Source organism: Sphingomonas sp. AC411, assembly GCF_979253035.1.
Window position 1 is genome coordinate 3,371,323 of sequence record NZ_CEEDAQ010000001.1, and the last position, 12,933, is coordinate 3,384,255.

Here is a 12,933-nt window from a genome sequence, read left to right on the forward strand (position 1 = left end):
GTAATGGTATGACGAGCTTGGTCCGCCGCGACGTTTTGAAGACGGGCGGCGTGACCGCGCTTGCTGCGATCGTTCCCGCAATGCCGATCGCTGCGGCGGGGACGTCTCCCTCGGTCGGCCCGCGCGAGATCGTCTCGCTCGGGACCGGGTGGCGGTTTCATCTGGGGCACGCGAGCGATCCGGCGAGGGATTTCGGCTTCGGCCGTTCGCACGATACCTATGCCAAGTCGGGCGATGTCGGCACGCCGGTTGCCGAAGCGAAATTCGACGACAGCGCTTGGGAGTCAGTGACGCTGCCGCACGACTGGGCAGTCGACCTGCCGTTCGCGCAGTTCGGACCGGCGGGGAGCGAGGCGGATCGCACGGGTGCGTTTCAGGGGTTCAAGCCGGTCGGGCGGATGTGGCCCGCGACCAGTGTGGGCTGGTATCGGCGCGTGATCCCGTTGGCCAAGGCGGACGCGGGGCGGCGGTTGCTGCTCCAGTTCGACGGGGTGGCGCGCGATTGCGTCGTGATCCTCAACGGCTTCGTCGTGGGATCCAACGAAAGTGGCTATGTGCCATTCGAGATCGACGTCACCGACTTCGCCAAGCCGGGCGAGGACAATGTGCTCGTCATCCGTTGCGACGTGAGTCTGGGCGAGGCGTGGTCGTACGAGGGGCGGGGCTCTACCGCGACGTCCGGCTGGTGAAAACGTCGCCGGTTCACGTTCGGCGTTGGGGTGCGACCGTGCGCTGTTCGGTCGATGCCGGGGGCGCGAGCGTTCGGATTGCGACCGAGATCGCGAATGACGGTGCCGCCTGCGAAGCGCGGGTACGGTCGACGGTCATCGGCCCCGACGGGAAGAGCCTGGTGTTGTTCGCGGACCCGCCCGCGCTGCCGGCTTGGGGCGCGACGACCGCGACGCAGGAGACGCATATTGTCGCGCCTGCGCTCTGGTCGCTCGCAACGCCGCATCTTTACACGCTGGTCAGCGAGATCCTCGTCGACGGTGCGGTGGTCGATCGCGACACGTGCAGCTTCGGGATTCGCACGATCCGCTTCGACCCGGACCGCGGCTTTTCCTCAATGGCAAGCCGGTCAAGATCAAGGGCACCTGCAACCATCAGGATCATGCCGGGGTCGGCTTCGCGGTGCCCGACAGCCTGCACGTCTGGCGACTCGAACGGCTGAAGGCGATGGGCAGCAACGCGTATCGCTCGACGCATCATTCGCCGTCGCCCGCGATCCTCGACGCGTGCGACCGGATGGGTATCCTGATGATCGACGAGACGCGGCAGATGTCGAGCAATGCCGAGGGGCTGGGCCAGCTTGAACGCATGGTGCGGCAGGGGCGCAATCACCCGAGCATCATCCTGTGGAGCATCGGCAACGAGGAAATCCACCGCGGAACCGAGACCGGCGCGCGGATCGCCGAGACGATGAAGCGCAAAGTGTACGAACTCGACGGGACGCGGCCGGTGACGGAGGCTTTCAACGGCAAGTTCGGCGAGGGGGCGTCGCGCGTGCTCGACGTGATGGGGTGCAATTACTACCTCGACGCGATCGATCCGTACCACGCCGCGCATCCCGCCATGCCGATAATCGGCACCGAGACGGGCAGCACGGTGATGACCCGCGGCGAATATGCGCGTGACGACAAGGCCGGCTTCGTGCCCGCGTACGACCGCGAATTTCCCAAATGGGCGACGACCGCGGAAAAATGGTGGAGTTTCTACGACGCGCGGCCGTTCCTGAGCGGGGATTCGTATGGACCGGGTTCGACTATCGCGGCGAGCCTACGCCGTTCGAACGCTGGCCCGAGAATGTCTCGAACTTCGGCCAGATGGACCTGTGCGGGTTCCCGAAGGACAATTATCACTATTATCGCGCGTGGTGGAGCGGGGAGCCGGTGCTGCACCTGTTCCCGCACTGGAATTGGGCGGGGCGCGAGGGCCAGCCGGTCTTGGTGTGGGTGCACAGCAATTGCGAGGCGGTCGAGTTGATCCTGAACGGGCGGAGCCTTGGGCGGCAGTCGGTGGTGAAGAACAAACATCTCGAATGGCAGGTGGCGTATGCGCCTGGGCGGATCGAGGCGCACGGGTATCGCGGCGGCAAACGCGTGATGCACGCAGTGCGCGAGACGACCGGGGGACCGGCACGGATCGGCCTGTCGAGCGACCGGCGGCAGCTGGCGCCGGGCGAGGTCGCGGTCGTGCGCGTGGCGATCCTCGACGCGAAACGGCGCGAAATGCCTACCGCGTCCAATCGCGTGTCGTTCACGCTGACGGGTGATGCGAAACTGCTCGGCGTCGGCAACGGCGATCCGCGGAGTCTGGAGCCCGATCATGCAATGTCGCGCTCCGCGTTCAACGGGCTCTGCATGGCGCTGGTGCAGGCGGGTGCGAAGGACGGGCTGATCCGGCTGGAGGCGCGTGGCGACGGCCTCGCGCCGGCGCTGCTGCCGCTCATCGGTCTGACCAAGGATATCCCATGACTGTACGTCGTTCGTCGCGGGCGCTCGCGCTGATCCTGTTGTGCGCTTCGGCGGCGGCGCAGGCCGCGCCCGACGAAGCCGCGTTCCGGCGATCGATCGGACTGCGCCGGGCTTGGCAGGATCTGACGCGGGAGGTCGCTTGGCCGGCGCACTGGACACCGGACGGGCGGCGCTTCTCGTATCGCAAGACGGTGGCGGGTGGGTTCGCGTTCGAGGCGGTCGACGCGCAGACGCTCGCCAAGTCGCCCGCATTTGATACCGCCAAGCTTGCGGCGGCGCTCGGCGATGCGCGGCACGACGTGGTCGATCCGATGCACCTGCCGTTCGCCGAGTTCGACTATGCGGACGACGGCAAGGCGATTGCGTTCTCGCTGGACGAAACGCGCTGGCAGTGTGGGATCATCGTCTATCGCTGCGAAGCGGTCGTCGATCGGAGCCGACCGCGCGGCTTTGGCGTGGTGCGCGATATGGCGGTGCCGGCGGACAACAGCCCGAAGGCTTCGCCCGATGGGATTTGGAGCGCGTTCGTACAGGGCGACAACCTCGTCGTGCGCAAGGCCGGCGATACGGCTATCGTGCCGCTCAGCGTCGATGGCACAGCGGGAGAGTTCTACGATCCGGGGACACTGCGCTGGTCGCCGGATAGTCGGCACATCATGATCTACCGTGTCCGTCCGGGGTATCAGCGGCGGGTGCTACGCGTGGAGTCGTCGCCGCGCGACCAACTCCAGCCGAAGCTGCAAAGCCAGCTCTATCCGAAGCCTGGCGATGCGATCGATCAGGAACGGCCGGTGCTGTTCAACGTCGCCACCCGGCGGCAGACGGTGATCGACGACGCGCTGTTCCCCATCCCGTATGAACTGTCTGCGCCGCGTTGGCGACAGGACGGACGGAGCGTGGCGTTCGATTATGTCCGCCGCGGTTTCGGCCAGGCGCGGATCGTCGCGGTCGATGCGGAGACGGGCGTTGCGCACGCCGCGGTAACCGAGGATGCGAAGACGTTCGTCTATGCCGATCGTCGCTACGCGCACGAGATCGGCGCGGATGGCCGTGAGATCGTCTGGGCGTCGGAACGCGATGGCTGGAACCATCTGTACCTGATCGACGGCCGCACCGGGGCCGTGAAAAACCGGATCACGACCGGCGACTGGGTGGTGCGCGACGTCATCGCCGTCGACGATGCCAAGCGACAGATCGTGTTTGCCGCGAGTGGCATGAATGCGGGCGAGGACCCGTATTTCCGCCACGTCTACCGGATCGATTTCGACGGTCGGCACCTGACCGCACTGACGCCCGCAAAGGCGGATCACGACACGCGGTTCTCGCCAGACGGGACGCTCTATGTCGATACATATTCGCGCGTCGACCTGCCGACCGTCAGCGAACTGCATCGATCGAGCGACGGCGCGCTGGTTGCTACGGTTACGAAAGGCGACGACAGCGCGTTGCGTGCGGCGGGGTTCCGGCCGCCCGAGGTGTTCGTCGCGAAGGGGCGCGACGGCAGGACCGACATCTGGGGCGTCGTCGTCAGGCCGCGCGACTACGACCCGCGCAAGCGTTATCCGGTGATTGAGAACATCTATGCGGGGCCGCACGACAGTTTCGTGCCCAAGCAATATTGGCCGTTCGGGTTTCATTCCGGCGGCGACAAGGTCATTGGGATGCAGGCGCAGGCCGATCTTGGTTTCATTGTCGTGCAGATCGACGGGATGGGGACCGCCAACCGCTCGAAGGCGTTCCACGACGTCGCATGGAAGAACCTCGCGGACTCGGGCTTTCCAGACCGGATCGCCTGGCACCGCGCGATGGCGGCTAAGGACCCCTCCTACGATATCGACCGGGTCGGCATCTACGGCGCGTCGGCGGGCGGGCAGAGCACGCTGAATGCGCTGCTGTTCCATGGCGATTTCTACAAGGTCGGGGTGGCCTATGCGGGCTGTTACGACAACCGGATGGACAAGATCAGCTGGAACGAACAGTGGCTCGGCTGGCCGGTCGATGCGAGCTATGCCGCGGCCTCGGGCGTCGATCATGCCGCGCAACTGACGGGTAAGCTGCTGATGATCGTCGGCGAGCAGGACAGCAACGTCGACCCCGCCTCGACGATGCAGGTGGCAGACGCGCTGATCCGTGCAGGGAAGGATTTCGAGCTGCTGGTGGTGCCGGGGGCGAGCATAGCGTCGGGCGCTCGAGCGGGCCGATCGATTACGTCGCGCGGCGGCAGTTCGGGTTTTTGTGCGGGAGCTTGGCGGTGAGGCTGTGCCGGATTGGCATGCGGCGTCGCTTAATCCTCCCCGTTGAGGGGGTGGCAGGCCGCTTGGGCTGACGGAGGGGTGGCCCGCTACCGAGAGCGCGATACCCCTCCGTCTGGCAAGCGCCAGCCACCTCCCCGCTGGGGGAGGATCAACTGGGTGACAGGGTGAGTTCGCTCGGAGCCGATCCCAGCGGAACGGGGTAGCCGCCGCGTTCGATGTGCGCTCCCTTTGCGGTGTACGGGCGGCCGGTTTGGTCGTCGTCTCTACGAAGACACGGGCTACCGGATTGATCTTAGTCGCCGCATCGAGTGTCAGCGTGATCGCCCCCGTCGCCGGCACAAACGTCGCGCGCGCGATCTTGCCGGCCTCTAGCGTGATCCATAATCCGGCGGGTGCGATGAACAGGCGGGTGCGGGCGCCGTCCTTCGGGGCGATGCTCACCGCACCCTCCGGTTGGTCGATATTGCCGCCGAACCCGAGCCAGCCGAAGGTCGGATCGTTCACCAGATAACTCGCGGCGGTGATCGCGTGGCCGTAGAAGCCCATGCCGTAGTCGCCGCTATACGGGTCCCACTTCATCATGTCGGGCGCCGAGTGGAACGCGGCGGAGGAGAAGCCGTCGCGGTCGATGTTGGTGATGCCGCCCATCATGCCGCCGTATGCGATGCGCAGCAGCCGCAGGTCGGTTGGGTCTGCGCGGTAGGCGTCGAACAGCGGGACGGCGTTTAGTGTCGAGCCGTAATGGTGAAGCTGGCGCTCGATCCGGGGGCATTTGCCTCCGTACAGGAAGTCCCAATAGCGGCGCGCGTTGCCGTTATAGCCCCAGCTCGGGATCGTCGGATCATAGGCCAAGATGACTTGGCGCGTTATGTCGGCCTGTGGCTGATAGCCGAAATAGCGCATCCACGCGTAGACCTCGGGCTGGCCGGTCGAATCCCACGCCATCTCGCTGCCGAACGGATAGCGCAGTGTCCGCCAGTGATCGGCGCGCTGCTTCATCAGGCGCTCCATCTCGGTCGCTTCGGCGGTCAGCCCTTCGCGCTTCAGATCTCGCAAGATGTCGACGAACACGTCGCCCTCCATCAGCCCGAACTGCGTGTAATAGGGCGCGTCGCGCATCATAGCGGTGGTCGTCTGGTAGGCGTGGTCGAGATACCAGCGCCACGGATGCGCGGTGACGAGACCGGGGTGGTTGCGCGCGACGCGGTACAGCACCCAGTGACCGATCGCGACGTGCGGATAATTGTACGCGCGACCGAGATCGCCGGCGTCCTTCTTCGACCACGAGGTCCAGGTCTTCCAGTCGACGGTCGAGTCGTAATAGCCGGGATGCGCGGCGGGGTCGTAGTAGAACAGGCTTTTCCGCACTGCCCCAGCATGCGGGCCGTCAGGGACTTGCAGGTCGCCCTGGATCGTCTCGTCGACGAGGCGTTGGAGCTTGGCGATCTCGGCGGGGTCGGGGTTGTCGAGCTGTTTCGAAATCGCCGCGACCCAGCTACCCGCGCCGCCCTCGTCGCTCATGCCCGAGATCCAGACGCGCGGGTCCTGCGTGACCACCTTGCCGGCCTCGCGGTCATAGGTGAGGATCGCGGGGTTGCGGCCGAACGGGTCGGCCTTGTCCTCGTACCATTGTTGCGTCGTCGAGAAGCGGCCGAGGTCGGCCATCGCCTGGTCGAGCGGCTTGGTGATGTAATAGCTGACCGCCTGGACGCTGCCGTCGGCATAGGTGATTGCGAGCGTCGCGCGGCCCCAGCCTTTGCTGCGGACGGTGTAGCGGGCCCAGCCTTTCGGGCCAACGATCGGCGTTGCGGTGAGCGCGCCAGCGGGCAGGCTTTCGACCTTGGCGATCGGTTGCGGGGTCTTGATGAACAGCGACGCATCTTGGTCGGTCGGGACGACATAACCGGGGATGCCGACCGCGACCGGGCGGTGGTTGGCAACGAGCGTGTCCTCGATCGCGGCGATCGACGGCGCGGTGACGAAGCGGACGCCGATCGTGCGCGCTGCGCCGGGGGCGAGCGTGAAGCTGGTCGGCGTGTTCCATTGTGCTCCCGCCTTGGCCCATTCCTTCTCGGCAAAGGCTTTGCTGGCGACGGTCCAGTCGTAGAAGCCTTCGGAGGTCTGGCCGCGCTTGCTGCGATCGGTGAAGATGTCGCCCGCCGGTGCCTTGCCCGCTTCGAGGATCGGACGATAGGCTTCGAGCGGCGTGCCCTTTTCGGGGAGGACGAGCAGCGCGGGGCTGGCGCCGTTGAGGCGGGTGACCTGGAGGTAGCCGGCGTCGCGGCCGATATAGGGGTCGACGAAGCTCGCCTGCGCGTGCGCCTGTTCGAGGCTGCGGTCCGTGATGATATTGTCGAACACCATCGGCAGGCCGAGCGCGCCGATCTCGACGGGGGTACTCGTCGTGTTGGTCAGCGTGAAGCGGAGCGCAAGGACGCCTTGGTCGTCGATCCAGCGGCGCTCGACGCGCAACGGGCTGGCGGTGCCGAGCGAGGTGGTGATGTCCGCGGCGGCGAGCGTCGTGCCGGTCGCAGGCAGGCGGCGGATGGCTTTGCGATGCTGCGCGGAGGCGAAGTCGGTCCATGCGCCGCCGGGTGGCCGCACGCGGAGGTGGATGTCGCCGATATGGACATAGCCGTCGCCTGCGCGCTCGGCCTCGCGGGCGCCGGGGACGAAGTCGAAGCCGGGCTCGGCGGCGGGCGAGAGGCGGGCGAGCGTCTGCGTATCGCTACGGAGCGCGAGGCGGAAAGCGGGGGTGCAGAATCACTGTCTGCGCGATCGGGCGGTAACTGGGCTTGGCGGGCTTGGTCTGCGCATCGCCGGGCAGCGTCGTGGTCGTTGCCAGGAGCAGCGTCAGGAGGCGGAAGGCTGTCATGGCGTTGCTCGCTCGGGGTCAAAGGTTAGGATAAAGTGTCACTTGCGCTGCTCTGTCGGACGTATAGTATACGATATCCGAATGGAGATAAAGATGTTCGCAAACCGCCGGGACGTATTGATGGGAACTACGGCGGCGGCGCTGTTGTCAGTGGGCGAACAGGCGTTTGGCAAGGGCGCCGGAACGCTGCCGGCTAGCGCGAAACCGCTGCCGCTGTCGGCGGTGCGGCTGCTCCCGTCCGCCTACGCGACCGCGGTCCAGGTCAATCGCGCGTATCTGCTGCGGCTGAGCGCGGACCGGTTTCTGCACAATTTCATGGCCTATGCCGGGCTGCCCGCGAAGGCGCCAATCTATGGCGGATGGGAAAGCGACACGATCGCCGGCCATACGCTCGGCCATTACCTGACCGCGCTTGTGCTGATGCACGCGCAGACCGGCGATGCGGAGTGCCGTACTCGCGCAGATTATATCGTCGCCGAACTGGCGCGGGCGCAGGCTAAGCGCGGGACGGGCTATGTCGGCGCGCTCGGGCGCAAGCGGAAGGACGGCACAATCGTCGACGGCGAGGAGATCTTCCCCGAGGTGATGCGCGGCGAGATCAAGTCGGGCGGGTTCGATCTGAACGGATCGTGGTCGCCGCTGTATACCGTGCACAAGGTGTTCGCGGGGCTGCTCGACGTGCATGCCGCATGGGGCAACACGCAGGCGCTGACCGTCGCGACGGGGTTGGCGACGTATTTCGCGAAGGTGTTCGCGGCGCTCGACGATGCGCAGATGCAGACGCTGCTCGGGTGCGAATATGGTGGGCTGAACGAGAGCTATGCCGAGCTGTCCGCGCGGACCGGGAACAAGCAATGGCTCGATGTCGCGGAGCGGCTGTACGATCGGAAGATGCTCGATCCGATGGTCGCGGGCGAGGACAAGCTGGCGAACTTCCATGCCAATACGCAGGTGCCGAAGCTGATCGGGCTCGCGCGGATCCATGAACTGAACGGCAAGCCCGCGCCCGCCAACGCCGCGCGGTTCTTCTGGAAGACCGTCACGCAGCATCACAGCTATGTGATCGGCGGCAATGCCGACCGCGAGTATTTCTCCGGGCCCGATACGATCGCGAACCACATCACCGAGCAGACGTGCGAGCATTGCAACAGCTACAACATGCTCAAGCTGACGCAGCATCTGTATGGCTGGCAGCCGGACGGCGTGCTGTTCGATTATTACGAGCGCGCGCATCTGAACCATGTGATGGCGGCGCAGAACCCGAAGACGGCGGGGTTCAGCTATATGACGCCGCTGATGACCGGCTCGGTGCGCGAGTATTCGACGGCGAAGGACGATGCGTTCTGGTGCTGTGTCGGCAGCGGGATGGAGAGCCATGCCAAGCACGGCGAGGCGATCTTCTGGGAGGGCGACGGCACGCTGCTGGTCAATCTCTACATCCCGGCGGAGGCGCGCTGGCGGACCAGGGGCGCGGTGCTGACGCTCGACACGCGCTATCCGTTCGAGCCGGAATCGCGGCTTACGCTGACCAAGCTGGCCAGGCCGGGGCGGTTTCCGATCGCGTTGCGCGTGCCGGGCTGGGCGAACGGGCGCGCGACGGTGACGGTCAATGGCGCGGCGGTCGAGCCGGTGCTGGCTAAGGGCTACGCGATCGTCGAGCGGCGGTGGAAGGTGGGCGATGTCGTCGCGATCACCGTGCCGCTCGACCTGCGGCTGGAGAGTGCGCCGGGCGACGTCGACACGGTCGCCGTGCTGCGCGGGCCGATGGTGATGGCGGCCGATCTCGGCTCGACCGAGGCGAAATGGGAGCAGGCCGATCCGGCGATGGTCGGCGCGGACCTGCTCGCCGCGTTCACGCCGACGGCACCTGATCGCGCGACCTACGCGACCAAGGGGATTATCCGTCCTGCGGACCTGAATTTCGTGCCGTTCTACAGCCAGCATGACCGGCGCAGCGCGGTGTATTTCAAGCGCTTCAGCGAGGCGGCGTGGAAGACCGAGGAGGCGGCGTTCCTGACCGAGCAGGCGCGGCTGAAGGATATCGCGGCACGATCGGTCGACGTGATGCATCTGGGCGAGATGCAGCCCGAGCGTGATCATGCGCTGACGTCGGAAATCTCCTATCCGGTCAGCTATCGCGGGCGGAACGGGCGCGATGCGCGGTCGGGCGGGTATTTCGAGTTCGCGATGAAGACGCGCGCCGGGCCGCTGGTGTTGCAGGCGACCTATTGGGGCGACGAGCGCGCACGCGATTTCGACATACTCGTGGATAACGTGAAGGTGGCGACGCAGCATCTCGAGGCTGACCAGCCTGGCAAGTTCTTCGATGTCGACTATCCGCTGCCGATCGGGCTCACCAAGGGCAAGGCGAGCGTGAAGGTGCGGTTCGTGCCGCATGACCGCTCGTCCGCGGGGCCGGTGTTCGGGGTGCGAATGGTCACCGCCAAGCCGGGTGTGGCAGCGTGAGCGACGACGTGCGGATGACGCTCGACGAGGTACGGGGGCTCGCGCGGGCAGTGCTGCTCGGCGCCGGCCTGTCGCGTTCGCATGCCGAGGCGGTCGCGGAGACGATGGTCGCGGGAGAGCGCGACGGTTGTGCGAGCCACGGCATCTACCGGTTGCTGGTCGCGGCGAACAGTATCGTCAAGGGTGTCGTGGCAGTCGATGCCCAGCCGGTGGTCACCGAACCGTCGCCGGCGCTGGTGCGCGTCGATGGCGGCGGCGGGTTCGCGCAACTCGCGTTCGAACGGGGCCGGCAGCGACTGGCGGTGAAGGCGCGGGGGTATGGGATTGCTGCGCTGGCGCTGAACAATGTCGTACATTTCGCGGCGTTGTGGTCAGAGGTCGAGGCGCTGGCGGAGGAGGGGCTGGTCGCGCTGGCGGTGACGCCCAGCCACGCCTGGGTCGCGCCGGCGGGGGAACGCAGCCGGTGTTCGGGACCAATCCGATCGCGTTCGGCTGGCCGCGGCCTGGTGGGCATCCGTTTGTGTTCGATTTTGCGACGAGTGCGGTTGCGCGTGGGGAAATCGAACTGCATCGGCGCGCGGGGAAGGCTGTGCCCGACGACTGGGGCTATGATGCGGATGGCCAGCCGACGACCGACGCGGCGGCGGTGCTGAACGGCGCGATGCGGACGTTCGGCGGGCATAAGGGCTCGGCGCTGGCAGCGATGGTCGAGTTGCTCGCGGGGCCGCTGATCGGCGACATGACGAGCCGGGAATCGCTGGAGGCCGATGCTGCGCGTGGCGGATCGCCGATCGGGGGTGAACTGATCATCGCGATCGATCCTGCCGGGTTCCTCGGCGATGCGGTTGCCGAGCACCTCGCGCGGGCCGAAGCGATGTTCGCGGCGATCGAGGGGCAGGGCGCTCGCCTGCCGTCGCAGCGACGTTACGCCGCGCGGGCGCGCAGTCTGACCGAGGGTGTGGTGATACCCGCCGCCCTGTACCGCGACATCATGGCGCTGGTTCCAGGAGAATGACGATGAAGGCTTTATCCTGTTGCTCGCGCTGGGTTCGACGGCTGTGGGGGCGGCGCCTTCAAGGACTCCGAAGGCGGCGGCTGCGACGTCCGCGGATGCGCGGTTCAAGGCGCTCTACACGTCGGAATATGCGTGGCGGCAACTCCAGTTCGCGCAGGGCGAGGACAACCCGACCGCCGCACCGCGCCTTCCCGATGTCGGCCCCAAGGCACAGGCCGAGCGGCTCGCGCGCTGGACCGACACGGCGCGGCAACTCGCTGCGATCGCGCCGGCCAGCCTGTCGCCTGCCAATCGCATCAACTACGCGGTCTATGCGCAGCAGATCGACGCGCTGCTCGCTGAGCAGCGCTTCCACGATTACGAGAAGCCGCTGACCGCGGATACGAGCTTCTGGGGCGATGTCGCCGAGAGTGCGCGCGGCAATTTCAAGTCGGTGAAGGACTATCGCGACTATATCGCGGTGATGCGCCAAATCCCGCGCTATTTCGACCAGCAGACCGGCAACATGCGCGCCGGGCTCGCGCGCGGGTTCACGCCGTCGCGCGTGACTTTGACGGGCCGCGACAACGGCGTTGCGCAGGTCGCCGAGGCGAAGACGCCGCAGGACTCGCCTTTCTACGAACCGTTCAAGACCTTCCCGTCGACGATCCCCGCCGCCGATCAGGCTGCGCTCAGGGCGGAGGGGACGGCGGCGATCTCGCAGGCGGTCGTGCCGGCCTATGCGACGCTGCTGAAGTTCCTGCGCGCCGAGTATATCCCGCATGCCCGCGAGGGCTGGCGGCGTACGACCTGCCCGACGGCAAGGCCTATTACCTGTCGAAAATCCGCGAATACACGACGCAGGATATCACGCCCGAACAGATCCACGCGCTCGGCCTCGCCGAGATCGCCAAGATCTCGCGGCCGGATGGACGGCGTGATGCGCAGCGTGAAGTTCCAGGGTGATCTGCAGGCATTCTTCAACCACCTGCGGACCGATCCGCAATTCTATCCGAAGACGCCGAACGAGCTGCTCTACCGCGCGGCGTGGATCGCCAAGACGTTCGACGGCAAGGCGTCGCAGTGGTTCGGGCATCTGCCGCGCAGCCGGTTCGCAATCAAGCCGGTGCCGGCCGACATCGCACCGTTCTATACCGGCGGGCGCGGCGGGCCGGGCATCTATCTGGTCAACACCTACGACCTGCCGTCGCGGCCCTTCTATTCGCAGGTCGCGCTGACGCTGCATGAGAGCGCACCGGGACACGCGTTCCAGATGCCGCTCGCGTCCGAGAACAAGACCCTGCCGGCATTCCGGCGCGACACCTATCTGTCGGTCTATGGCGAAGGCTGGGCGCTGTATTGCGAGACGCTCGGCGAGGACATGGGGATGTACGAGACGCCGTACGATCTGTTCGGGATGCTGAGCTACCAGGCATGGCGCGCGGCGCGGCTGGTGGTCGATACCGGCATCCATGCCAAGGGCTGGAGCCGGAAGCAGGCGCAGGACTATCTGCACGACAATACCGCGCTGTCGAACCACGAGATCGAGACCGAGGTCGATCGCTACATCGCGTGGCCGGGGCAGGCGCTGTCCTATTACATGGGCCAGATCGCGTTCCAGACTGCGCGGAACCAGGCGCAGGACAAGCTGGGGCGAAGTTCAACATCCGCGCGTTCCACGACGCGATGCTGGAGATGGGATCGGTGCCGGTGCCGGTGATCGAGGCGCGGACGGATGAGTTGATCGCGGCGGGCGGCAAGGGGCCGTATCCCGACGAGGAGTGAGGGCGGGCGAACCTCAAGTCCTCCCCGCCAGGGAGGTGGCGCCGTAGGCGTCGGAGGGGAGGGCACGGAACGACGGTTGCTCTT

8 protein-coding genes and 2 pseudogenes are annotated in these 12,933 nt (G+C 66.5%); 8 read left to right on the plus strand and 2 right to left on the minus strand.

What is annotated here, in order from left to right; translation table 11 throughout:
- Positions 1-8 precede the first annotated feature (8 nt).
- From AC0IX7_RS17325 to AC0IX7_RS17345, 5 genes are all read left to right on the plus strand, one after another.
- Positions 9-689, plus strand: a complete 681-nt coding sequence (locus AC0IX7_RS17325) for a sugar-binding domain-containing protein (RefSeq protein ID WP_471813071.1) — start codon at positions 9-11, stop codon at positions 687-689.
- On the plus strand, positions 686-1,171 hold the full coding sequence (locus AC0IX7_RS17330) for a hypothetical protein (protein ID WP_471813072.1): 486 nt from the start codon (positions 686-688) through the stop codon (positions 1,169-1,171). The genes AC0IX7_RS17325 and AC0IX7_RS17330 overlap by 4 nt, the downstream gene beginning before the upstream one ends.
- The gene (locus AC0IX7_RS17335) at positions 1,084-1,983 is read left to right on the plus strand and encodes a glycoside hydrolase family 2 TIM barrel-domain containing protein (protein ID WP_471813929.1); all 900 of its coding nucleotides are present in this window, start codon (positions 1,084-1,086) and stop codon (positions 1,981-1,983) included. Before AC0IX7_RS17330 ends, AC0IX7_RS17335 begins: the two co-directional genes overlap by 88 nt.
- Complete coding sequence (locus tag AC0IX7_RS17340; RefSeq protein WP_471813074.1) at positions 1,953-2,474, plus strand: DUF4982 domain-containing protein; 522 nt, start codon at positions 1,953-1,955, stop codon at positions 2,472-2,474. Before AC0IX7_RS17335 ends, AC0IX7_RS17340 begins: the two co-directional genes overlap by 31 nt.
- 467 nt (positions 2,475-2,941) lie before the next feature.
- Positions 2,942-4,729: a DPP IV N-terminal domain-containing protein gene (locus AC0IX7_RS17345; RefSeq protein WP_471813931.1), complete on the plus strand. Its 1,788-nt coding sequence runs from the start codon at positions 2,942-2,944 to the stop codon at positions 4,727-4,729.
- Between the two features lie 282 nt (positions 4,730-5,011).
- Here AC0IX7_RS17345 and AC0IX7_RS17350 read toward each other — a convergent pair.
- Positions 5,012-7,405 (minus strand): annotated as a pseudogene (locus tag AC0IX7_RS17350) (DUF5695 domain-containing protein); the annotation flags it as partial.
- A 52-nt stretch (positions 7,406-7,457) separates the two neighbouring features.
- Entirely contained in the window at positions 7,458-7,604 is a 147-nt protein-coding gene (locus AC0IX7_RS17355) for a hypothetical protein (protein WP_471813999.1), read from the minus strand.
- A gap of 93 nt (positions 7,605-7,697) precedes the next feature.
- On the opposite strand from AC0IX7_RS17355, the gene AC0IX7_RS17360 reads away from it, so the two are divergent.
- From AC0IX7_RS17360 to AC0IX7_RS17370, 3 genes and pseudogenes are all read left to right on the plus strand, one after another.
- Complete coding sequence (locus tag AC0IX7_RS17360) at positions 7,698-10,070, plus strand: beta-L-arabinofuranosidase domain-containing protein (protein WP_471813076.1); 2,373 nt, start codon at positions 7,698-7,700, stop codon at positions 10,068-10,070.
- A gap of 14 nt (positions 10,071-10,084) precedes the next feature.
- A pseudogene (locus AC0IX7_RS17365) lies at positions 10,085-11,085 on the plus strand (Ldh family oxidoreductase).
- 19 nt (positions 11,086-11,104) lie between these two features.
- A complete protein-coding gene (locus AC0IX7_RS17370; RefSeq protein WP_471813077.1) occupies positions 11,105-12,784 on the plus strand; it encodes a DUF885 domain-containing protein in 1,680 nt (559 codons plus the stop codon).
- Positions 12,785-12,933 lie beyond the last annotated feature (149 nt).